Origin of the sequence: Marinomonas sp. UCMA 3892 (assembly GCF_012726345.1) — a bacterium.
Taxonomy (GTDB): domain Bacteria; phylum Pseudomonadota; class Gammaproteobacteria; order Pseudomonadales; family Marinomonadaceae; genus Marinomonas.
In genome coordinates this window covers 100,745-125,069 of sequence record NZ_PTXN01000006.1, presented here as the reverse complement: position 1 = coordinate 125,069, position 24,325 = coordinate 100,745, and the positions used below count along the sequence as shown (strand labels likewise).

Sequence of the window (24,325 nt, the reverse complement as noted above, 5' to 3'; positions counted from 1 at the left end):
CTATATAACCTCCAGCATCAAGCCAGTAAGTTTATCACTTTTCTAGTCGACGATGTGCACTGGGGATAAGCTCTTTTAGAGCTCGGCGATAAACATCTTTTTTGAACGCCACAACCTGACCCAGTGGATACCAATAACTAACCCAGCGCCAGCCATCAAATTCAGGCGTTTCCGTTCCATCAACGCACACAGAAGCATCAGGACAACGAATAGATAAAAGAAACCATTTCTGTTTTTGCCCAATACATAAAGGCTTACTGTTGTGTCTTAGCATGCGCTTAGGAAGACGATAACGCAGCCAACCACGAGTTTTACCTATTATTTCCACCTGATGAGGATCTAAGCCTACTTCCTCTTTTAGCTCTCTAAATAAAGCTTCTTCTGGTGTCTCGTCGGATTTGATACCTCCTTGAGGAAACTGCCAAGCATTTTGCCCTACGCGTCTCGCCCAAAGAAGTTGGCCACGCTCGTTCATCAGTATGATGCCCACATTCGGTCTGTATCCGTCTGCATCAATCACGAGCTATCACCTTTTAATATAAAAATAAATTAGTTTCATTGTTCCATAATTCCCCCATCTGCACAATTAAGACTGCTGTTATTTATTGTCTTGAAGGCTATAATTCACGCACTTTAGAAGAATTGGGGACAGCTTGTGACACTCGCAATATTTGACTTAGACGGCACTTTATTAAACGGCGACAGTGATTACACTTGGGGGCAATTTCTAGTTGAGAAAGGCTTAGTAGACAGCCAAGTCTACAAACAAGCCAATGATAAGTTCTTCGAAGAATACCAAGCGGGAACACTAGACATTCATGAATATCTAGCATTTAGCTTAGAACCGTTAACTAAATTCTCCAAAGAAGAACTCAGCAAACTGCACAACACCTTCATGCAAGAAAAAGTTCAGCCGATGATGCAGGAAAAAGCCAACGCTTTATTAAAGCATCATAAAGATCAAGGTCATTTTTTGCTCATGATCACCGCCACCAATCAGTTTGTTACTGGTCCAATTGGCGACGCCTTGGGTATGGACCATATCATTGCGCCTGTGCCAGAAATTATTGATGATCACTACACAGGAAAAATCGTTGGCATACCAAGTTTCCAAGCAGGCAAAGTCACACGTCTCAATGACTGGCTCGCTGAAACAGGACATTCAATGGAAGGCAGCTATTTTTACAGTGACTCACGCAATGACTTGCCTTTGTTAGAATTGGTTACACACCCAATTGCGGTAGATGCGGATGAGACATTAACCAAAATCGCCCAAGAACGCGGCTGGCAACACATCTCCCTAAGAGATTAATCAAAACACATAAAAAAAGCGCTGTCAGAGCAATTCTGCCAGCGCTTTTTGTCTCGTCTCTTTTAAAAGACAATCAGCAAGTAATGCTATAAGCCCATATTGTTATGAATACGATAAAACAGTGCTTTTAGATATTCTGTTTCCTCAATAGCAGGGTGCACAGGATGATCTGGCGCTTGCGTTCCACGGTAAATCAATTGTGAAAATCGCTCTAACTGACGGCTATTGCTGCGAATAATGTCATGTAATCGCCCTGTTTCTAAATGCATAGAACAGGAGCCAGAAACCAAAATACCACCTTTAGCAACCAAGCGCATCGCCAGCTGATTTGCTCTATGGTAAGCCCCTTCTCCCGCCTTAATATCTTTACGACGAGCGATGAAAGCTGGTGGATCCATAATGACCACATCAAAGCGCTCTTTGTCTTCAATTAAAGATTGCATAGCATCAAACGCATCACCATGCATCAAGTTAGAACCACCTTCAAATTGGTTCAATTTAAGGTTTTCTTCCACATGACTCAAAGCGCTTTCAGAGGCATCAATAAAAGTCACATCGGTTGCACCAGCAGAAGCTGCCTGCACTCCCCAGCCACCAACATAGGAGAAAACGTCTAATACGCGCTTACCATCACAAAAACCTTGCATGGTTTTACGATTTTCACGGTGGTCATAGAACCAGCCGGTTTTTTGACCATCCCACACTGGAGCTTGAAACAAAACACCATTTTCTTGTAGAAAAACCAATTCTGGAACCGTACCAAAAGCTTCTTCAACATAGGTTTCAAGGCCTTCAATCTGGCGCATCTTGCCGTCATTTTTCATCAGAATCGCTGATGGCTTCACTACATCTTGCAAGGCTTCAACGATCTCGTTTTTTACTCGCTCCATACCAGCGGTCGATATTTGTACAACTAAAATATCGGCAAAACGATCGACAACTAAGCCTGACAAACCGTCTGAATCACCAAAAACAAGACGGTAATACGGCGCTGGATAAGTCAGCTCTCGCAAAGATAAAGCAATCTTTAGACGATGCACTAAGGTCGACTTGTTTAAAAACGTATCGATACTACGGCTCATTAAGCGACCACAGATCAATGTATTAGGATTTATTGTCGCAATACCAAGAGGTTTACCTTGAGCTGTTTCGACAACAACCTGATCCCCTGGGGTAAATTGCTTTAATGGCGTAGCTGAGGTATCTACCTCATTGCTGTAAATCCATTGATGTCCAGCCCTTAAACGGCGATCAGCTTGACCTTTTAGTCGAATAACACTCAAAATTTTCACCCAGTATATTTAAAAAACGCTATTATAAAGACTCTAGATTCAATTGCTACGAATTACGTAGCTGTAAAGTTACTTGTCTTAAAGAAGTGTGTCCATGTCATCTACATTAAATGAAAATCAGCTAAAACTCATCTTGCAAGGCATCAGCATTCCACCACAACCGCAGATTATGGTGGATTTACACATGGAACAAGCCATGCCAGATCCTGACATGGCACGTATATCAGAAATCATTTCACAGGATGTAAGCCTTTCAGCTGCTGTCTTAAAACTTGTCAACTCTGCGTCTTTTAATTTATCTACAAAAATAGCATCTATTCAACAAGCCGTCATGTTGCTTGGCCCAACCAGTGTAACCAACATAGTCAATGGACTTGCGGTAAAAAGTGAACTATCCGACGACGCTATACAATCCCTACACAGCTTTTGGGATACCGCGAGCGATGTCGCCGCCATCTGCTCAAGCCTAGCTAATCAAGTTGGTTTTAAATATCAAGATGAATGCTATGCACTTGGCCTGTTTCATAACGCCGGCATTCCCCTTATGCTGAAGCGTTTCGATGGCTACAAAGACGTATTGAAACAAGGTTATCAAGATCCAGAATTCAACCTAACCGATGTTGAAAACCAAGCTTTCAAAACCAACCATTCGGTTGTTGGTTATTATTTAGCAAAATCATGGGGGCTACCTAAAAGTTGCTGTGCGGTTATCGCCAAACACCACCGAGTCGATTACTTATTCCGCCACAGAGTGCCAGGCGACTCGATTAATTTAAGCTTTGCTTCTATTTTAAAAATGGCTGAGCACATTGCCTCAACCTTTAGACACATAGGCGGTGCAAGCGAAGACTACGAATGGCAAAAAATTGGCCATTACGTCTTAGATCATTTTGAATTGAGTGAATACGATTTTGAAGGCATGATTGAAGTTTGCCATGAACAAGGAATCGGAACTATCTAATTCTATTGCTTCCCCAAACAAGACATAAAAATACCCAAGTAATTTATAAATAAGTCACTTGGGTATTTTTATCTACTAACGTGGAAACATCACAAGGTGATCTAAATGAACACTCAAGCCGATCTCTTGTCCCACTGAGTGATTGTGGTGAGAAGAAGCAAAACAATAGACCACTTTGCCAGAAGACAATTTCACGCGATATAAGAAGTGTGACCCACGAAACCATTTACTTACAATCACGCCAACAAATTCACTGTCATCGTCATGCAAAATGTCATCAGGACGAACCAATAAGTCCACTTGAGTATTGTCAGCAAAGCCATGGTCTAAATCACCGCGAATATTACCCAAATCTGAATGAACACAATCTGGACCACAGACAGTCGCTGCTAGGAAATCACCATGACCAATAAAACTCGCCACAAAGCGCGTTTTTGGTCGATGATAAATCTGATACGGCGAACCTGTTTGATGAATTACGCCTTCGTTCATAACCGATACTTGATCAGCCATCGCAAAGGCTTCCATTTGATCATGGGTAACCAATAACGCACTCATTTTTTCATGCTGTAATATGACACGTATATCGGGCACCAGCTCTTCTCTTAACTTAGCATCAAGCCCAGAAAAGGGTTCATCCATAAGCAGTAATTTAGGCTTAGGTGCAATGGCGCGAGCCAAAGCAACACGTTGCTGTTGGCCACCAGAAAGAGAGTGTGGATAGCGCGACTGGAAACCAGATAAACCAACCAAATTTAACAAATAAGTCACTCGTTCCTGTGCCGCCTCTTTAGACCAAGCAGACAAGCCAAACGCAATATTCTGTTCAATAGTAAGATGAGGAAACAAGGCTATATCTTGGAAAACCATACCAATATGGCGATGTTCAGGATTCACACTGTGTGTTGGATGAGAAATCACCTCATCATCAATGCATATTTGCCCCGTCATTAAAGACTCAAAGCCTGCAATTGCACGCAACAAGGTTGATTTACCGCAACCACTTGGCCCAAGTAAACAACCGATCTGCCCTTCTAACAGTTTAAATGAAGCATTTTTAACAACCGCATCACCATCATAACCAACCGAAACATCGGTCAGTGTCATTTCTTTCAATAGTTTATGAGGAGGTAACGATGTCATATGCGATCCTATTTTTAATAAACGCTATTTGGCGCTTCGACTATTTAGATTTATTCAGGTGAGAAGAAATGGAACGACTCAACAAAATCACTGGCACCAGCCCCACCAGCACTATCATTAACGAAGCAGGAGCCGCATCAACCAGTCGCTCATCTGACGCCAATTCAAAAGCTCGCACCGCTAACGTATTAAAGTTAAATGGTCGTAATACCAAAGTGGCTGGCAATTCTTTTAATACATCGACAAAGACGATCAGTATTGCCGTAAGAACAGACCCTTTTAAAAGTGGAATATGAATACGGGTTAACACTTTAAAAGGCGACATACCGAGCGAACGTCCTGCCATATCCATACTGGGTTTAATCTTTCCAAGTCCATTTTGAACCGCCCCTAAAGATACCGCCATAAAACGAACAGTGTAAGCAAACAGCAACGCTACTAATGTGCCAGAAAAAAGTAAACCGACTCTTTCCCCACTGTAATGTTTAACCAAATCAATGATTCGATGATCCAACCAAGCTAGAGGAACAATGGTACCAATCGCAATAATCGTCCCTGGTAAAGCATAACCTAAGCCCGCAATGCCTACAGATGTCCTCACCGCTTTACCATTATTTAAACGAATAGCGTAACTCAATATCAAGGCTAAACTCACCACAATGAGTGAGGCCATCGCAGCAAGATAAAACGAATTCCACGCCAGTTGAATAAAGTTCGCGCCGGGCATTTCTGCTTTAAATACCGCCCAATACGCCAACACACCTACGGGAATAAGAAAGCCAACAAGAATAGGCAGCAAGCAAAAAATGCACGCTATAAAGCCACGACTACCTTTCAAAATCATACGCCGATTACTGGCCTTTTTTAGACCTGATGCATGATAACGAATGCGATGCCGAGAATATCGTTCTAGCAGAATCAACACCGCCACGAACATCAGTAAAATACCTGCCAGCTGAGAAGCAGCTGCGATATCACCAAATCCATAAAAGGTTCGTAAAATGCCCGTTGTGAAAGTATTTACACTGAAATATTGCACCGTACCATAATCCGCCAATGTCTCCATAAGCGCTAAGGTAAGGCCTGTTACTATCGCCGGACGAGCAAGGGGAAGTGCCAATTTGAAAAATACCGCGCGACCAGAATAGCCAAGTGTGCGACTAACTTCTAAGGTGTTCTCAGACTGCTCTAAAAAAGCCGCTCGGCTCATGAGATACACATAAGGGTAAAGAACCAAGGTCAGCATAGCTATGGCGCCACCAAGGGAACGTATTTCAAAGAACCAATACTCACCGTAACGCCAACCAGTAAGTTCGCGAATAAAAGTTTGTACAGGACCTGCAAAATCCAATACCCCCGTGTAGGTATAAGCAATAATGTAAGCAGGCACGGCCATTGGCAACAGCAAGGCCCAAGATAGTAAGGTGCGACCGGGGAAATCACACATGCTAGTCAACCAAGCGCAAGGCACACCGATAACCAGCACACCAATACCAACACCCAACATCAGTAACAAGGAGTTAGAAATGTATTCTGCTAAGACAGTCTGATAAAGGTGTCGCCACACTTCACCATCACCGATCAAAACATTAACCAAAACAACCAAGATGGGTAATGCCAAAATGGCGGCAATAAGCATTGCCGCCATTTTTAACCAATTCCACTTAGACTTACTTACTACACTAGGGGGAGCTAAATTAGCCATCAATCGTTAAAAACCACATCAGAAAGCTCGTTATATGGAGCAAATATCAGAAAAATCACTTCCAACCAGCAATATCCATCAGTTCAACCGCTTCACGATTGTTTTCACCTAATTGGCTTAATGAAATGGTATCAGAGCGGAATGTACCAAATGGCGCCAACATTTCTGGCGCGCCAATGCCTTTTACCACTGGGTACTCGTTATTCACGTGGGCGTACCATTCTTGAGAAGCTTGGTTGGTAAGAAACTCAAGCAATAAGGTAGCATTTTCAATATTAGTCGCCGCGGCAGTAATGCCTGCACCACTAACGTTAACATGAGCACCACGCTCACCTTGTGCTTGATTAGGCCAGAACAATTTTACGTCGTTATAAACCGCTCTTTCGTCTGCGCTATCACTTTGCCCAAGACGGCCATAGTAATAAGTATTCGCCAACGTTAGATCACATACACCCGCAGAAACGGCTTTTAATAGATCCACATCACCACCAAAAGGCGGACGTGCTAAGTTCGATACCAGCCCCTTGATCCAGGCTTGCGTTTTCTCACGACCATCGGCCTCTAACATTGAAGCAACCAGAGATTGGTTATAAATATTGGCTGACGAACGCACACAAATACGTCCTTTCCATTTTGGATCTGCAAGGTCTTCGTAAGTTGATAAGTCCTTTACTGATACTTTTTCCGGATTGTAAAAAATTACGCGAGCACGCTGAGATAGACCAAACCAATAGCCATCACTATCTCGCAAATGACTTGGTATGTTGGCGCTTAATACGTCACTGTGAATAGGCTGTAATACACCAGCCGCTTTTGCTCGGTGCAAGCGACCAGCATCAACCGTGATAAAAATATCCGCTGGGCTCGCATCACCTTCTGCTTTCAAACGACTTAACAAAGCATCGGCAGACCCCGTAATAAGGTTTACAACCACATCATTTTGTTCTGAGAATTTATCTAAAGCGGGCTTTATAAGAGATTCTTTGCGGGCAGAATAAATATTCACTTCGCCTTTGGCTTGTAAACCGGTAGAAAGAAGCAATGATGAAGCTAACGCAGCAAATCCAACATAACTAAATATTGATTTTCGTCCTTGCGTTTTGATCGTTTTGCGCAGTTTCATAAACACACTCACCTTCTACTAATTCAACAGATTCCCTCTTCCCAAAACACCACATAGCAGATAAAAACAAGAGAAAAGATCATAAAAAAAGAGACAAGAAATTAGCACAACACAATGCTAAACACTAGCGATTATCATTTATTTATAGAGGTAAAGTCTGGATTTAAATAGCGAAAAAACAAAGATGAACTAAAAATTGACACATCTATTTTTTCAAATAAGCCAATCTATTAAATACATGTGTTTAAAAGCACTTTAGAGACTTTAAATGACGAATCCAAAACTTAATGAAGTAATTGATTGAGTCCATCGCCAATCGCTAAAGCGTCATCTAATTCATAAATGACACCCTCAGACAAACCAGCCGCTTTCGCTACAGCAGAAGGAAAGCCCTCTCGAACTAAATCGTAATCTCGCTCGTTACGAATACACGCATTAATGTAACAAGCCAAATTCAATACACAGGCAAGTGGATTTGGTTCATTATCAGAAAACGGACGTTTATGATGTTGTACTGCGTACCCTAGCCCTGCCGGAAACTTCCACAAATCCATTAGCGCTTTGCCAGCATCTTGAGTAGTAAAACCAAGTAAATCTTGTTCTGCTTTAACACGACCGGCTTTGCGGTTTGCAACCAAAGACTGAATCTCTTGCGCAATAGCAGGCTCGGTAAGATGCAATAATAATCGTCCGATGTTATGAACAATCCCTGCCGTAAATGCTTCATCTACTTCAACCAAAGGTGTCCGCTTTGCAAACCATTGTGCCAATTCCGCCACGCGAAAAGAATCCGCCCAAAATTCATTAAGATTTAAACCCTCCACCTTTGCAACCGAGTTAGAAAAGCCAGAAGCAATAACCAAGGTTTTCAGTTTATCCGTGCCGAGCAATACAGTTGCTTCATCAATAGAAGAAATTTTTCTCGATAATCCGAAATAAGCCGAGTTAACCACTCGCAATACTTTTAATGAAATTGTCTGATCATGAGAAACTCGTTCAGTGAGGTCTGAATATTTTACATTGGGATCACTAAGAAGCTGAATCAGCTCGCGAACAACATCGGGAACATTGGGAAGTTTGTCCGTTTTCTTCAAAAGATCTGTTGCTTGCATACCATTCCGCCTTTTATTCTGATTGATGATATATCTATACATGCAGAATAAGACAGCAAATGCTTTTTGCAACCGGAAATACGTAGCGTTTTGAAAACACGCCATTACTTCATAATTGCAAAAAACAACAAAGTGCTTAATTTAAGAAAAAGAAGACAAACCTGCAGCACGTGCAACCAACTTTTTCTTCAGGGTCTCCCCTTTGTTAAATTGCTTCATACCGATATTTCTAAGCTGAACAACAAGCGGCTGTTGAGTCGAAAATAAGCGCTTAAATGACTCCATACCTGCAGCCATGGCAATATTATCCAACATACGTGCACGCTGGTAACGACGCAATACTTTACTCGCGCCAAGATGTTCACCTCGCCGATGGGCTTTTTCTAATACCTCAACCAAGGCTTTAACATCACCAAAGCCCAAGTTAGCACCCTGCCCTGCTAGCGGATGAATAGTATGTGCTGCATCACCTATTAACGCCAACCCTGCTTTCACATATTGTTTTGCATGGCGCTGTCTTAGCGGTATTGCTTGGCGGATTTGCGTCAACCCCAAAACATCGAAACGTTTATTGATTGCGTAATGTAAGCGTCGACAAAATGCCTCTTCATCAAGAGCCATCAAAGACTCAGCTTCTTTTGGTGGCACAGACCAAACAATAGACACAAAATGTTTTTGATCGACCGAAGGAAGCGGAAGGAATGCCAAAATACCTTCTTCACCAAAGCTTTGCCAAGCGGTATTTTCATGGGACTGGGCTATTTCAAGCGTAGTGACAATCGCATGATGACCATAATCCCACTCAACCGTATCAAAGGCATTTTCTGTGCGTAGTTTGGACATAGCGCCATCAGCAGCAATAATAGCTTTAGCATCCAGAACATGTCCTGACATCAGCTCCACTCTTACACCAGATTCACTTAGCTCATGAAACTCTAAGGTATCCCCTAGAAAAAGATCGATGTTTTTTAACCTTCTTACCTGCGTCATCAATTGCTGATTAAGCACGGCATTTTCGACTAAGTGGCCAAGCTCAGGCATTGCTGTCGCTTGGGCATTAAAGTCAATATATCCCTCACCCAGACCATCCCAAACCACCATATTGTCATAAGAAGCAATACGGTCTTGCGCAATGCCTTGCCAAACATTAGCCTGTTCTAGCAAGGCTTTAGATTGACTAGAAATGGCACTCACGCGAGCGTCATAAGCTGGCGGTGTGGACAACCGATATTCGCCATCATGTTTATCAACAAGAGCAATTCGTAAAGAAGATTTAGCTAACAATATCGCAGACAAAGCGCCAACCATACCGGCACCAACTATTATCAAATCGTACGACTTAGCCATCTTCTTTACTCCGTCTAGTCTCAGTAGTTTTATCGACTTTCAGCCATTAAGGCTTCAATTTCTGCAATTTCTTTTGGCAGTCCATGGGTCAAAACATAAGGGCCATCAGCACGAATTAACACATCGTCTTCAATGCGAATACCAATACCTCGCCATTTTGCATCGACAGACTCATCATCAGCAGAAACGTATAAACCCGGTTCAATGGTTAACACCATACCTTCTTCTAACAAACGAGATTCACCAGCAATTTTATAAGCGCCGCAGTCATGAACATCCAGACCTAACCAATGACCTGTATTGTGCATGTAAAAGGCTCTATATGCCTTGCTCTCGATCAGTTGATCGACATCGCCTGTCAATAAGCCATGTGCTACCAAACCTGCAGTCAAAGTCCGAACCGCCGCATTATGGCAAGCTTCATAAGGTGTTCCTACATTTAGCTCTTTCATGCCAGCATTATAGGCGTCTAGTACCACCTGATATAGTGCCGCCTGTGGCTCACTAAATTTACCATTAGCAGGAAAAGTACGAGTAATATCCGCTGCGTAACAACCTAATTCTGCACCGGCATCAATCAATACTAGATCACCGTCTTCAATAAACTCGTCATTTTTAATGTAATGCAAGACACATGCATTACTGCCAGACGCAACAATATTGTTATACGCTGGTTGACGTGCACCGGATTTCATAAAGATATAATTCAGCTCTGCTTCCAACTGGTATTCATTCATACCCGGACGAACAGATCGCATCGCCTGTTTATGAGCTTCAACACTAATTTGCGCAGCTGTTTCCATAATGGCGATTTCTTCAGCGTCTTTGCGCAAACGCATTTCAGAAACCAGAGGCAATAAGTCAGTGAAGCTTGTCGGTGCTATCGCTCCCATTCGAACGCGAGCGGCAATTGCATCTCGCCAACCGGCAATCTTTTCGCGTAGCACATCGTCATTGAATAAGTACACCACTTGCTCAGCTCCATCTAATGCCACCATGGCGATATTATCTAATTCTTCTAGTGGAGCAGCATCTTTCGCACCAAAGTTAGCAATTGCACCTTCAGTTCCAAAACGAAACCCATCCCATTGCTCACGTTCAGGATCTTTTGGCAAAGTAACTAAGGTCATTTCACCACGGCCACGAATAATGGCGTAGGCACTTGGTTCAGGGAATCCAGTTAAATAGAAAAAACTGCTATGCGGACGAAACTCATACTCACAATCATTATTACGAGTAGCTAACTCGCCCGTTCGCAAAACAACCACACTGTTTTCAGGTAACGATTGCATCAAGCGTTCACGACGAGCCTGATAAGTTTGAGTGTTGATTTTCATAGAAGGTCTCACTTATTAATTGTCATTCCATTAAACGCTAGCGATAACATTTTTATTTAACATAAAAATCTAGTGCAAGGAGCTCTGTTTGGTATGATCTACATCGGGATTGATATCATGATGTTCTGTGTACAACATCATCGCAGATAGCCTGACATACTCAATCAATTCGGTTAAATCGGCTTCATTGTCATTGTTATCTTCTAAAGCACGCATTTCTGCTTGCATGCCAGATATATTGGCAAAGTCACGTAGGATTTGCTTGGTTTCATCAGGTAGTTCATTTTTCTGACCTGATAATCCATAGCCGGCCAAAAAGCCATGCGCCCATTGCGCCAAAGTCACGCCTCTTTCACACAACTCAGCATCATCATCCGAAATACTTGGTACTAGCGCAAACTCGCCATTTTGAAACAAAGTCAGCGTAGCGGTATAAAGTTCAACGATTACCGCCCGACTAGCTTCTTCTTTCCAGCCTTCGATATCACAAAATTCCACCACCATGGCAAGCCAGTCTTCTAGCGGCAAGGTCACGCCAGAAGCAAGGTAACCACAAAGCTGGCCATGCAACTCTGATGGTGACGCAGTAATGGATTCGGTGACAAAAACATCAGCTATTAAATCAAAGTCCAATGCGTCTTTTAACATTTCTGTGGACATAATGTGCCAACCTTTTGCTGTTCAGTTCATAAAAATCTATGGGTTAACTTAGATAAAATCACGGTTTAACTTAGAAAAAAGAAGCCGCACCTAATGGCGCGGCTTTCTATCCCATCCTGCAATATCATTACCACAATATGGGGCAGTGATACTCACCTTTCAAGTCTACTAACCTAGTTGTTTAAGGCCGGACTCTAGGGTTTGCAAAATCAAGGTATTGATTGTCATTGGACCAACACCACCAGGAACTGGCGTATAAGCCGCAACGCGATCCTTCAAAGGACCAAGCTCGATATCACCAATACCACCTGGATGATAACCAGCATCAACTACAATGGCACCGTCCTTAATCCAATCAGCTTTGATCAACTCAGGTTTACCTACAGCACCCACAATCACATCGGCTTGTTTCACAAACTCTGGTAAATTCTGGGTACGAGAGTGACACATTGTGACGGTTGCATTCGCATTCAACATCATCATTGCCATTGGTTTACCAAGAATTGGGCTACGACCTACGACGACAACATGCTTCCCTTCTAACTGTATGTCATACGCAGCCAGCAAACGCATAATGCCGGCTGGAGTCGCTGCACCATAGGCTGGTTCTTTCATGGCCATACGACCAAAACCAAGACAGGTTACACCATCTACATCTTTATGAGCAGCAATCGCGTCAAAGCATAGGCGCTCATCAACTTGTGCTGGAACTGGATGCTGTAGCAGAATACCATGCACATCTGGGTTATTGTTTAACTCATTAATTTTGTCTAAAAGCTGCTCTGTCGTGGTACTTTCAGGCAGTTCAATTGCCATAGAATCCATGCCGACTCGACGACAAGCGTTGCCTTTCATTTTTACATAAGTGGCTGATGCTGGATCAGCACCCACTAGAATTGTCGCTAAAATTGGGGTGCAACCGGTACGCTCTTTAAGCTCGGTAACTTGAGCCTGTAGGCGGTTTTCAGTTTCTTTGGCGCAAAGTTTGCCGTCAAGAACCAGTGCAGTCATGAATGAGCTCCAGTAAAATTAGAGTGATGTATGAGGGAGGCGCATTATACCTCAACTTTTGTTTCGATACGCAGTGCCAAAACCAATTTGTTCGGCAAAAGAGTAAATCTTCTCTTTTGTACTATTTAACATCCAACTATGCGGGTTCTAAATAGTCGACTAACAACTGGAGATTACGCTGACCGCGAAACTCATTCACATCTAGCTTATAAACCAAACGAGCTTGCGTTGCTTTATCATTTGGCCATTGATTTAAGTCCACAAAAAAACTGATTGCATCCAATAACAAACCACTGCTCGGTTCACGCACCATAAGTTTAAGGTGCTTTTCACCAACTATACGCTGCTGCAAAATATCAAAAACACCATCAAAACAAGGTTCGGGAAACATCTGCCCCCACGGGCCAGACAAACGAACTTGCTCAGCAAAGCTTAAACTAAAATCTTCTGGTGCCAATGGCCCATCGGTTAGCAGTGTCGCCTCAAGCTGTTCCGGCGTTACCCACTCGGTAATTATGGCATCAAACGCCAATTGAAACGCTTCATAGTGAGATTCTTTGATCGACATGCCTGCCGCCATGGCATGACCGCCAAATTTACTAAGCAACTGTGGATAACGCTTAGCCAATAAATCCAACGCATCACGAATATGAACGCCGGGGATGGAACGCGCTGAACCTTTTAATTCATTTTCACCGACTTTGGCAAAAGCAATCACTGGACGATGGCATTTATCTTTCATCCGCGAAGCCAAAATACCAATGACCCCCTGATGCCAATCCGCGTCATAAAAACACATACCATTTGGCATGTCTTGCTCTTCATCTAGCAAAGACTCCAACACCAACTCAGCTTGTTCTTTCATATCGGATTCAATGGCTTTGCGCTCTCGATTAAATTGGTCCAACTGCTGCGCATAATCGCGTGCTTGATGAGGATGAACTGCCAGCAAACACTCAATACCAATCGACATATCATCTAAACGACCTGCCGCGTTCAATCTTGGTCCGACCACAAATCCCAAATCAGATGCTTTCAATTGAGTATAATCACGACGCCCTACTTCTAATAAAGCAAGAATACCAGGACGCGCCAAACCCGCTTGAATACGCTTGATGCCTTGCTGAACGAGAATACGATTATTAGCATCCAAAGGCACAACATCTGCCACCGTTCCGAGTGCTACTAAATCCAAATAATCTGCCATTTTGGGTTCTGGAATGTGCTGATCTGCAAACCAATTACGACTGTTCAACTCGGCTCTTAAAGCCGACATCACGTAAAAAATAACGCCAACACCGGCTAAGTTCTTGCTTGGAAAGCCGCAATTTGGATGATTTGGATTCACAATAGCATCGGCGTTCGGAAGCGTATCACCGGGCAAATGGTGATCGGTCACAACCACTTTCATACCATAGGATTTTGCGGCTAGCACGCCATCAATACTGGCAATGCCGTTATCAACTGTAACCAAGACATCTGGTGATCGTTCTTGTGCGACTTCAACAATTTCAGGTGTAAGTCCATAGCCAAATTCAAAACGGTTTGGCACTAAGTATTCTGGGGCAATCGCTCCCATTGCCTCTAAAGCTAGAATCCCAAGACTTGTACTGGTTGCACCATCGGCATCGAAATCACCAACGATAAGAATCTTCTGACCAGCAACAATGGCATCCGCTAATATCTTCGCTGCTGTGGTTAGGTCAAATAAAGAATCAGGTCTTAATAAATACGGTAAGCGGTAATCAAGCTGAGCAACAGACACCACATCACGAGACAAAAAAACGCGCTGTAAAGTCGCAGACATAGTCGAGGGAAAGTCATTTGGTTCAGCAGGTACAGCTCGACGCACAATACGCATATAAATCTCAAAGTCAGGATAAACAGATAGATGAAGAATAACATGAAAATAGCCGCACTCGCGCTGCCGCCAATTCCAAGATGAAACCTTTAGCAAAGACAAAACCATTCTCGAACAAAAAAACACCATAAAATGGTTAAAAATTAAACACATAATTTCATTAGATTTTGTTACATAAGTGGCTGATATGAGAGGTTTTCTTACAAAACTGACGTAAAAAAGGAATTTTTTAGGCTATCACCTACAGAACCGCCTCCTGACCAGAAAGTTAAGATATTCGGTGATATGATGCCGCACTTTTTTGATTTGGATAAGCATTCTAAAGATAAAAACTGAGCTACACTCGTTTTAACCTATCGGAAAAAATATGAACAATCATTCATCTACTACTCATAAGCCCCAATCAAACCAACGGTTTGCTTTGATCGCCTTAACATCATTGTTCTTTATGTGGGGCTTTATTACCTCACTGAATGACATCCTAATACCGCACTTGAAAGGCGTTTTTGACCTTAACTATACGCAAGCTATGATGATTCAAATGTGTTTCTTTGGCGCTTACTTTATCGTTTCAATACCTGCAGGAAACCTAGTCAAAAAAGTTGGCTTTCAACGTGGCATAGGTATCGGCCTAATGATTGCCGCGGCGGGCTGCTTACTGTTTGTTGCGGCAGCAAAAGCACAGCAATACAGTATATTTTTAAGTGCGCTTTTTGTTTTAGCGGCAGGTATTACTATTCTTCAAGTAGCAGCAAACCCTCTTGTTACTGCAATGGGACCAACTGAAACTGCATCAAGCCGTTTGACACTTTCTCAAGCCTTTAATGCGTTAGGCACAACTGTTGCTCCTCTTGTTGGTGGCGCTCTATTATTTACGGTTGCCGGACAATATGCCACCAAAGCACAAGAAGCTGAGAGCGTTATTATCCCTTACATTGGCTTGGCGATTTTACTTGTTCTTTTAGCCGCTATTTTTACCCGCATTAGCCTGCCAACCCCCTCAAATATTGAAGAGGACACTACAGATACTCCAAGTGTTAGTATTTTAAAACACCGCCATTTGGTATTGGGGACTATCGCTATTTTTATGTATGTAGGTGCAGAAGTAGCCATCGGCAGCCTGCTAGTTAACTTCTTTGGCCTTGAAAATATTGCAGGCCTAGCTGAGGCCGATGCGGCTCATTACGTCGCCTATTATTGGGGCGGAGCCATGGTAGGACGCTTTATTGGTGCAGCACTAATGCAGCGTATTTCTGCTGGTAGCTTACTTACATTTAATGCCTTGACCGTAATTGTATTAATTATTAGTGCAATATTAAATGACGGTCACGTTGCTATGTGGTCTATTTTATTGGTTGGCTTATTCAACTCTATTATGTTCCCAACTATATTCAGCCTCGCCTTAAAAGACCTTGGTCCACAGACTAGTCGTGGTTCTGGCTTACTTTGCTTAGCTATTGTAGGCGGTGCAATATTACCGGTATTACAGGGCTTTATTGCTGACTCAATAGGTCTTCAAATCTCATTCGTTATGCCGGTGATTTGCTACCTATATATTGCTTACTTTGGGGTCTTTGGTTCTAAACCCATTTCTCGATAAAAAATGAAACGGCAAAAAAGAAGGCCCTGCTCAAATCATTTAGCAGGGCCTTCTTTTATTACCACCATCAAAAAGCGGCAGCACATTTAGTTTTTTCGAGTTCGATTTCGACCAGCGCGCTTTGCACCATATAAACGACTATCAGCAAGAGTTATCGCCTCTCGCAATGAAGTAGATTCATTCATTGTCGCCATACCAAAGCTCAGTGTCATACGAAACTTCTGATCTAGATATTCAAACTCATAATTTTCTACATCTTTCCGGATAGATTCAGCTAAAGCAAAAGCCTCCGACTCACTACAATCACAAACCGCTATCAAAAATTCTTCTCCTCCCCATCGAGAAGCTAAGCCCCCCTCTGGAATAGACATTTGGATAATTTTAGCCAATTGAGAAAGAGCATAATCTCCAGCGTCATGACCATATCCATCATTTATGCGTTTAAAAAAGTCTACATCAGCCAAAAGCAGGTGAAAATTATGATAAGAGCTTGTCTCAAGCCGTTGCAACATTCCTCTTCGATTTAATAGTTCAGTCAGTGCATCAATATAAGCGACGAGTTTTAGTTTGGCTGAAGTTTCTTTTAACTCCTGGTTAAACCGAGACATTGAATATTCATAAATACCTGAAAGAAAAACCACCACTACAAAAGAAAATAGAATCCTCGTTTTTAACACTGGATCATAACCAAACTCTGCAAAATGGCTATCCGTAAAAAACATCGTAATGATTAAAGCGAAAGTAAAAAAGCTTAATTCAACCAACCCCCTCTTCATGCCATGCAAAAATAAGGAAACAGCAGGAATACAAAATATCCACACATGCCCTGTTCCCTTCACCCCACCAGTATAAACAAGGTAAATCATCAAAGCGTATAAAGGGTAGATTACAAAGTTACCAGATAAGGCGTGGTTATGCGTATAACGCAAATAGATGTGATTCGTTGCATATAAAAATGCAATCAATATCAAAGCGGCCCCAAGAACAACTTTTCCTTCAATAAGAGACTCAATGCCCAATGGAAAAGTGAAAAGAACACCAACAGAGGTGAATAAATTGATAATAAATACTCGACGAATATTTTCAGAAAATACACCATCAGTATTACCAACATAGATATAGGTCAACCAAGAGGTCTTAGTCTTATTTTTTTCGATATTATCAAGTTTCGGTTTACGTACGTGTTTTGTCATACATATTCTCCGACCCAGCATATCTGAGTCGTATATGGCAGGGAATATAAGAGCAAACTCCCCAATATGCATAATCCTACACCAAAGCCTAAAATAGCTCCTCTCATAACCCCCTGTAGTTACAAATTACAACAATTCAAGTACTTAGTGCATTAGGCTGGATACAAACGCGACAACAAAACCGGCACTACGGTTTCCACTTTTAAAATTCTATCCCCTAAATGTACTGATTCCATGCCCGCTTCATGCCATTTGGACACTTCAAATTCATTCCAGCCACCTTCTGGCCCCAGTGCCAAAACACAAGGCTGCTGAATATCAACTGGGCATCGCTTGGCTAAATAAGGATGAGCAAGTAAACCCATTTTATCTTTTAAAATATCTGGTAATTGATCTTCTACAAAAGGGCGAAACCTTGGTATTAAAGACCAATTTGGTATTACTGTATCTTTAGCTTGCTCCAGCCCTTCTAGCAAACATTGCTGAATCGATTCTGTTTGCAGTACTGGACTTTGCCAATAGCTTTTTTCTACTTTAGCGGAGTGAATAAGGTATAAATCTTTCACCCCCATCGCAGTGATATTCAGCAAGGTTCGTTTCAGCATATTTGGCCTTGGCAAAGCCATCACCAATACCATTGGCAAAGGTGTTGGTGGTTGCAAGGTAAGATCTAATGAATGGATATAACCTGGCTGGCTTTCGCTTGGGGATTCATATACACCTTCGCCAATTTTTCCATTTAACACACCCACACGCAGCACATCACCTGATTCAGCTTTAATGACTTTTGAAATATGGGTTTGCTGACGCTCAGTTAGACCATAACGTCCATCACCAAGGGTATTTTTAGAATCGAGTAAAATGATATTCATATGATAAACGCAAAGTAAGTAGGAAAAATAAACGGCCAATCAAAGATTGGCCGTTATTAGTTTTAATGAGCGATAACTATCTAGATTTTATCGGCTACAAAAGCCTGTACATCACTCAAACTATTATCTAGAACAGTATAGGACTCTTCTCGCTCAAAAAGGTCTTTCATATGCTCAGGCAAAACAGGTGATTCACAACCTGCTTTTTCAACCGCTTCAGGGAATTTCACAGGATGTGCTGTTGCCAAAGTAATCATTGGCACAGACTGATCTTTCCAACAGTGACGCGCGGCTTCAAGACCAATGGCCGTATGAGGATCAAGAAGATATTGCGTTTTAGCGAATACATCCGCAATCACTTCACACGTTTTCTCGTCATCCACTTTGTAGCTATCAAAGTACTCTTTAACATAAGTCCAAGCTTGATCATTTAATGCCACATCGCCTTTATTAAAACGAGACATCAAATCATCAATCGCTACACCATCGCGCCCATGAGCATCGAACAACAAACGTTCAAAGTTACTGGAAACCATAATGTCCATACTTGGCGACAAAGTCACATTCAAAGACTGACGGCTCATGTCATTTTCAGCAATCACACGATGGAGAATGTCATTCTGGTTGGTAGCAACAACAAGCTGATCAATAGGCAAGCCCATTTTCTTCGCTAAATAGCCCGCAAAGATGTCACCGAAATTCCCTGTTGGTACAGAGAAAGACACTTTGCGATGAGGAGCACCAACAGACAATGCAGAAGAAAAGTAGTAAACGATTTGAGCCATAATACGAGCCCAGTTAATCGAGTTAACCGCACCCAACTTAGCACCTTTCAAGAAAGACTGATCAGCAAAACTTGATTTCACCATACCCTGACAATCATCAAAATTGCCTTTAACAGCAATATTAAACACATTATCATCAATCACTGTTGTCATTTGACGACGTTGCACTTCAGAAACGCGCTGATATGGGTGCAAAATAAAAATATTTAAATGCTCAGAGTGGCGACAGCCTTCAATCGCAGCCGACCCTGTATCACCTGATGTGGCACCAAGAATAACCAGTTTCTCTTTACGCTCAGACAACACATAGTCCATCAAACGACCAAGTAGCTGCAATGCAAAATCTTTAAATGCCAACGTTGGACCACGGAACAACTCGAGAATCCATTCGTTGTTGCCAACCTGCACCATAGGCGCAATAGAAGTATGATTAAAACCTGCATAGGCGTCATTAATCATAGTTTTAAAGGCATCAGCTGGGATATCGCCCTCTACAAACGGCCACATCACCTTAAAAGCTAATTCTTGATAGCTAAGATTAGCCCAAGAAGCAATTTCTTCTTTGCTGTAATGAGGCAAAGTTTCTGGTACATACAAGCCCCCATCATTAGCCAAACCAGCTAACAACACATCACCAAAAGAAAGCGCAGGCGCTTTACCACGAGTAGAAATGTATTTCATCTTTGTTCTCTCTTACGCCAAGTTTTCAACACGGATTCGCTGTACAGTTCCAGCAACATCCGGCAAGGCTTCAATTGCTGCAATAGCAGCATTCATATTGCGTTCTTTTACATCATGAGTCATCACAACCAATGGCACTAACTCGCTACCTTCGCGCTCACGCTGGATAAGAGACTCAATACTGATGTTATTCACAGAAAGAATCTGCGTAATATTGGCAAGCACTCCTGCGCGATCTTTAATCGTCATGTTAAGGAAGAAACCACATTCAATTTCTTCAACAGGCAAGATTTGCACCTGAGACAAAGAGTCAGCTTGGAACGCCAAATGCGGCACTCTGTTGGTTGGATCCGCCGTCAAAGTACGAGCAACATCAATAACATCAGCGATAACAGAAGAGCCCGTTGGTAATGCGCCAGCACCCGCACCGTAAGTCAAAGTCGGCCCAACAACATCGCCTTGCACCATAATGGCATTCATTACGCCATTTACATTAGCCAAAAGCTGCTTATGGGAAATCAACGTAGGATGAACTCGCAACTCAATACCCGCTTTGGAACGACGAGCAATACCCAAGTGTTTGATGGCATAACCAAGATCATCGGCAAACGCCACATCTTCCGAAGTAATTCGACTGATACCTTCAGTATAAGTTTTTTCAAACTGCAAAGGGATACCAAATGCAATGGATGCTAGAATCGTCAACTTATGTGCGGCATCAATACCTTCGATATCAAAAGTTGGATCCGCTTCGGCATAACCAAGTGCTTGTGCTTCTGCTAATACATCTTCAAAGCCGCGACCTTTTTGACTCATTTCGGTCAAAATGAAATTGCCGGTGCCATTAATGATACCCGCTAGCCACTCAATTCGGTTTGCAGACAAACCTTCACGAATTTGTTTGATGATAGGAATGCCGCCAGCCACTGCCGCCTCAAACGCGACAATGACACCTTTCTCTTGAGCTTTGGCAAAAATTTCGTTGCCATGCTCAGCAATAAGCGCTTTGTTTGCGGTCACAACATGCTTGCCATTTTCAATGGCCTTAAGAACCAGCTCTTTCGCGACAGAAGTTCCGCCAATCAGCTCAAGAACAATGTCGATCTCTGGATTATTGACCACATCAAAAATATCACGGGTAACATTAATACCGGAGGTATCACAAGCGTCGTTATCACGACGGGCACCTACTTGCTCAATAACAATACTGCGACCCACACGTCGTGTAATCTCTTCCGCATTATTACGAAGAATGTTAAAACTACCGGACCCCACTGTCCCCAGTCCACAAATTCCGACTTTTACCGGTTTCAAAACAATACCCCACAGAGATAATTTAATTTTTATAAGACACTTAGTTAAGTGACAAGCTGATTCATTATAACGCCAGTATTATTCAAACCCAACGTAGAAAAGGCTGAAGAAGGCTCATGTTTAGTGGAATATTTCGCGATAAGTCTATAACCCAAGGTGTTTAACCAACTCAGCCGCTGGTAAATATCCTGGTAAAAACTCACCGTTGTCTAGCACTATACTTGGCGTACCACGCACCCCTACTTCGTTGCCTAGTTTATACTGATCTGCAACTGGGTTAACACATTTGTTTTCAGGAATTTCAGCGCCTAATTTTGCTTGCGTAAGCCACTCTTGAGGATCTGCTGAACACCAAATACTGACCATTTTAGTATAGGCTTCTGAGCCAATTCCCGCTCTTGGGTAAGCCAAGTAGCGGACAGTAACTCCTGCCTCATTAAGTTTTGGCACTTCTTTATGAAGCATTCGACAGTAACCACAATCAACATCAGTAAATACGGTGATGTGTGCTTTTTCGTCCTTTGCTTTGTAGACGATCATTTGCGATTCAGGAAGTGTTTCAATTTTGGCAAGTTTTGCTTTTTCTGTTTCGTTCTCAAGCGTTGTATTGTCTATTCGGTAAAGATCACCCGCGACAAAATATTTGCCATCTTGCGTTACATGTAATGTTGGACCGTTCTTCAAAACAACAACATACAAGCCCGCGCCTTCATGCAATTTCGCACTTTCAACTTCATATTGAGGCAACGCCGTTTGAACTGCAAATAAGACTGCTGATTGATCAGCAAATACTGCACAGGAAAGAGAAAGCAACGTAGTTATTGCAGCAGAGCGAGACAGGGAACAGAAAAAACGCTTCATGGTAACCTCAAAGACATGTAAATAGTCTCTATTAGGCCATACGAACGGGGGTTAGTTCCATAAAAAAAGGCGACTCGCGTCGCCTTTTTTAATAAGAAAAAATTAACGTTTAGCCAATTTTTCTTTGATACGTGCAGATTTACCAGAACGCTCGCGTAGGTAGTAGATCTTAGCTTGACGCACGTCACCGCGGCGTTTAACTTCGATGCTTTCAACCAATGGGCTGTACGTTTGGAAAGCACGCTCAACACCAATACCGCTAGAGATTTTACGAACGGTAAATGCTGAGTTAAGACCACGGTTACGCTTAGAGATTACAATACCTTCATAGGCCTGTAGACGCTCGCGTGAACCTTCTTTAACTTTAACTTGAACAACAATAGTGTCACCAGGGCCGAAGGCTGGGACTTCTTTTGTCATTTGTTCAGCTTCAATCTGCTGAATCAGTTTAGTTTTATTACTCATGGATGTGACTCCTAATGATATGGTTTCTTATCAGCATGAAGGTTCTTCTTTCTGATAAGCTCGCAATTCCTACTCTGCCGAGGTTGAATCTTCAGTTTCGCGAATAAACTCTTCTAACAGCAACTGCTGTTCCTTGTCCAACTCAAGGTTCTGCAGAAGGTCTGGCCGGCGCTGAAAAGTTCTTGCGAGCTTTTGCTTTAAACGCCAGCGTCTAATCTCCTCGTGGTTGCCACTAAGCAGCACTGATGGCACAGGTTCGCCATTTAGCACTTCTGGGCGAGTATAATGCGGGCAATCCAACAAACCATCAGAGAATGAATCTTCATCCGCAGACGCTTGTTTTCCCAGCACTCCTGGAACCATCCTAGAGACAGCATCCATAAGCACCATTGCCGGCAACTCACCACCACTTAGGACAAAGTCGCCAATTGACCATTCTTCATCAATCTCAGATTGAATCAAACGCTCATCAACGCCTTCATAACGACCTGCTACCAGAATAAATTCTGCTTGTTTAGCAAGCTGTTGCACGCCTTCTTGCGTTAGCGTACGCCCTTGAGGGGATAGATAAATAACTTTTGCATTGGGTACCGATAACTTGGCACTCGCAATAGCATCTTTGAGAGGCTGAACTTTCATCAGCATCCCTGGACCACCACCATAAGGTCGATCATCTACAGTCTTATGTCGGTCATGAGTAAAATCGCGGGGATTAAAAAAATCCACCTCAACCAACCCAGACTTAATGGCTCTGCCTGTTACCCCGTATTGGGTAATGGCCTGAAACATCTCCGGAAAGAGCGATATAACGCTAACCTTCACGTTGTGACCTCAGCTTATCTGTTTAAAATTCTGGATCCCAGTCCACTACCATTTCCTGCTGTTCTAAATCGATGTTTAAAACATAAGTTCCTGGAGCATAAGGAATCAATCGCTCTTCACGATCAAAGCTACCTTCACACGCGCGGACAACTATTACATCATTCGCACCAGTTTCCATAAGTTGAGAAACCTTCCCTAAGAGGACACCCTCTTTGGTAATAACCCTCAGTCCTTCCAGTTGGCTCCAGTAATAATCACCTTCTTCCAATTCTGGCAGTTCTGCTGCATCTATATAAACGTCCATACCACAGATATCTTTTACTTGATCTCTGTCTGTATAACCTTTTACCGATGCTACCAAACCTCGCCCTTGCAGACGGCCTTGGCTTAATTCTACGGTCTTCCACCCACTAGAAGTTTTCAACCACCAATGCTTATAATCAAAGATCCCTTGCATTGGTTCGGTGTGAGAATATAACTTCACCCACCCTTTAACACCATATACCGATGTAATGCGTCCAACCACAAGGGCTTGCTCAGGAGCGGCCGCTTGTTTTAATTCAGACATAGCATTACCTCAGTATTAAGCGTTTTTGCTAGCATCTTTTACAAGCTGCGCAGCACGGTCAGAAAGTTGAGCGCCTTGGCTAACCCAATGATTTACGCGATCTAGATCGATGCGTAGACGTTCTTCTTGACCACGAGCAACAGGGTTAAAGAAACCCAAACGCTCGATATAACGACCATCACGTGCACGACGGCTATCAGCCACGTTCAAATGATAGAATGGGCGCTTTTTAGAGCCACCACGAGAAAGACGAATAGTTACCATATGATTGGTTCCTTATTGCTTAACGAAACACCCCTT

The 24,325-nt window shown here is 42.6% G+C and carries 23 protein-coding genes; 3 read left to right on the top strand and 20 right to left on the bottom strand.

Annotated features, from left to right (window positions below):
• Positions 1-34: 34 nt before the first annotated feature.
• Complete coding sequence (locus B6N13_RS09945) at positions 35-520, bottom strand: RNA pyrophosphohydrolase (RefSeq protein WP_012071414.1); 486 nt, start codon at positions 518-520, stop codon at positions 35-37.
• Positions 521-655: 135 nt separating this feature from the next.
• Here B6N13_RS09945 and B6N13_RS09940 point away from each other — a divergent pair, with 135 nt between their 5' ends.
• Entirely contained in the window at positions 656-1,312 is a 657-nt protein-coding gene (locus B6N13_RS09940) for an HAD family hydrolase (RefSeq protein ID WP_012071415.1), read from the top strand.
• 86 nt (positions 1,313-1,398) lie between these two features.
• On the opposite strand, the gene B6N13_RS09935 is transcribed toward B6N13_RS09940, so the two are convergent.
• Complete coding sequence (locus B6N13_RS09935) at positions 1,399-2,595, bottom strand: class I SAM-dependent rRNA methyltransferase (protein WP_012071416.1); 1,197 nt, start codon at positions 2,593-2,595, stop codon at positions 1,399-1,401.
• A 103-nt stretch (positions 2,596-2,698) separates the two neighbouring features.
• On the opposite strand from B6N13_RS09935, the gene B6N13_RS09930 reads away from it, so the two are divergent.
• Positions 2,699-3,565, top strand: a complete 867-nt coding sequence (locus B6N13_RS09930; RefSeq protein WP_012071417.1) for an HDOD domain-containing protein — start codon at positions 2,699-2,701, stop codon at positions 3,563-3,565.
• Between the two features lie 75 nt (positions 3,566-3,640).
• Here B6N13_RS09930 and B6N13_RS09925 read toward each other — a convergent pair whose 3' ends face one another.
• The 9 genes from B6N13_RS09925 to recJ form a co-directional block, all read right to left on the bottom strand.
• Positions 3,641-4,708, bottom strand: coding sequence for an ABC transporter ATP-binding protein (locus B6N13_RS09925; protein ID WP_169459245.1), 1,068 nt, complete (start codon positions 4,706-4,708; stop codon positions 3,641-3,643).
• 40 nt (positions 4,709-4,748) lie between these two features.
• Positions 4,749-6,356: an iron ABC transporter permease gene (locus B6N13_RS09920; protein WP_248280290.1), complete on the bottom strand. Its 1,608-nt coding sequence runs from the start codon at positions 6,354-6,356 to the stop codon at positions 4,749-4,751.
• Between the two features lie 112 nt (positions 6,357-6,468).
• Entirely contained in the window at positions 6,469-7,536 is a 1,068-nt protein-coding gene (locus tag B6N13_RS09915) for a Fe(3+) ABC transporter substrate-binding protein (RefSeq protein ID WP_169459243.1), read from the bottom strand.
• A gap of 284 nt (positions 7,537-7,820) precedes the next feature.
• Positions 7,821-8,648, bottom strand: a complete 828-nt coding sequence (locus B6N13_RS09910) for an HDOD domain-containing protein (protein WP_169459242.1) — start codon at positions 8,646-8,648, stop codon at positions 7,821-7,823.
• 141 nt (positions 8,649-8,789) lie between these two features.
• Complete coding sequence (locus B6N13_RS09905; RefSeq protein WP_012071422.1) at positions 8,790-9,995, bottom strand: UbiH/UbiF/VisC/COQ6 family ubiquinone biosynthesis hydroxylase; 1,206 nt, start codon at positions 9,993-9,995, stop codon at positions 8,790-8,792.
• Positions 9,996-10,024: 29 nt separating this feature from the next.
• A complete protein-coding gene (locus B6N13_RS09900) occupies positions 10,025-11,332 on the bottom strand; it encodes an aminopeptidase P N-terminal domain-containing protein (protein ID WP_012071423.1) in 1,308 nt (435 codons plus the stop codon).
• Positions 11,333-11,401: 69 nt separating this feature from the next.
• Positions 11,402-11,992 (bottom strand): UPF0149 family protein, encoded by a 591-nt coding sequence (locus B6N13_RS09895; protein WP_169459241.1) that lies wholly within the window; start codon positions 11,990-11,992, stop codon positions 11,402-11,404.
• A gap of 168 nt (positions 11,993-12,160) precedes the next feature.
• Positions 12,161-13,003 (bottom strand): bifunctional methylenetetrahydrofolate dehydrogenase/methenyltetrahydrofolate cyclohydrolase FolD, encoded by an 843-nt coding sequence (gene folD / locus B6N13_RS09890; protein WP_012071425.1) that lies wholly within the window; start codon positions 13,001-13,003, stop codon positions 12,161-12,163.
• Positions 13,004-13,139: 136 nt separating this feature from the next.
• On the bottom strand, positions 13,140-14,972 hold the full coding sequence (gene recJ, locus B6N13_RS09885) for a single-stranded-DNA-specific exonuclease RecJ (RefSeq protein WP_211172829.1): 1,833 nt from the start codon (positions 14,970-14,972) through the stop codon (positions 13,140-13,142).
• A 259-nt stretch (positions 14,973-15,231) separates the two neighbouring features.
• Between recJ and B6N13_RS09880 the strand changes: the two genes are divergently transcribed.
• Positions 15,232-16,464, top strand: coding sequence for a sugar MFS transporter (locus B6N13_RS09880; RefSeq protein ID WP_169459240.1), 1,233 nt, complete (start codon positions 15,232-15,234; stop codon positions 16,462-16,464).
• Between the two features lie 86 nt (positions 16,465-16,550).
• Here the strand turns inward: B6N13_RS09880 and B6N13_RS09875 are convergent, their stop codons facing one another.
• From B6N13_RS09875 to rpsP, 9 genes are all read right to left on the bottom strand, one after another.
• Positions 16,551-17,729, bottom strand: coding sequence for a GGDEF domain-containing protein (locus tag B6N13_RS09875; RefSeq protein WP_248280289.1), 1,179 nt, complete (start codon positions 17,727-17,729; stop codon positions 16,551-16,553).
• 80 nt (positions 17,730-17,809) lie between these two features.
• Entirely contained in the window at positions 17,810-18,529 is a 720-nt protein-coding gene (locus tag B6N13_RS09870; protein WP_169459239.1) for a 16S rRNA (uracil(1498)-N(3))-methyltransferase, read from the bottom strand.
• Between the two features lie 80 nt (positions 18,530-18,609).
• Positions 18,610-19,995, bottom strand: a complete 1,386-nt coding sequence (thrC, locus tag B6N13_RS09865) for a threonine synthase (RefSeq protein WP_012071430.1) — start codon at positions 19,993-19,995, stop codon at positions 18,610-18,612.
• Positions 19,996-20,007: 12 nt separating this feature from the next.
• Positions 20,008-21,309: a homoserine dehydrogenase gene (locus B6N13_RS09860; RefSeq protein ID WP_012071431.1), complete on the bottom strand. Its 1,302-nt coding sequence runs from the start codon at positions 21,307-21,309 to the stop codon at positions 20,008-20,010.
• A 144-nt stretch (positions 21,310-21,453) separates the two neighbouring features.
• Positions 21,454-22,170, bottom strand: a complete 717-nt coding sequence (locus B6N13_RS09855) for a thioredoxin fold domain-containing protein (RefSeq protein ID WP_012071432.1) — start codon at positions 22,168-22,170, stop codon at positions 21,454-21,456.
• Positions 22,171-22,272: 102 nt separating this feature from the next.
• Complete coding sequence (rplS, locus tag B6N13_RS09850) at positions 22,273-22,635, bottom strand: 50S ribosomal protein L19 (protein ID WP_012071433.1); 363 nt, start codon at positions 22,633-22,635, stop codon at positions 22,273-22,275.
• A 69-nt stretch (positions 22,636-22,704) separates the two neighbouring features.
• Entirely contained in the window at positions 22,705-23,457 is a 753-nt protein-coding gene (gene trmD / locus B6N13_RS09845) for a tRNA (guanosine(37)-N1)-methyltransferase TrmD (RefSeq protein ID WP_012071434.1), read from the bottom strand.
• A gap of 22 nt (positions 23,458-23,479) precedes the next feature.
• Positions 23,480-24,025 (bottom strand): ribosome maturation factor RimM, encoded by a 546-nt coding sequence (rimM, locus tag B6N13_RS09840; RefSeq protein WP_169459238.1) that lies wholly within the window; start codon positions 24,023-24,025, stop codon positions 23,480-23,482.
• A 15-nt stretch (positions 24,026-24,040) separates the two neighbouring features.
• On the bottom strand, positions 24,041-24,289 hold the full coding sequence (rpsP, locus tag B6N13_RS09835) for a 30S ribosomal protein S16 (protein WP_012071436.1): 249 nt from the start codon (positions 24,287-24,289) through the stop codon (positions 24,041-24,043).
• Positions 24,290-24,325 lie beyond the last annotated feature (36 nt).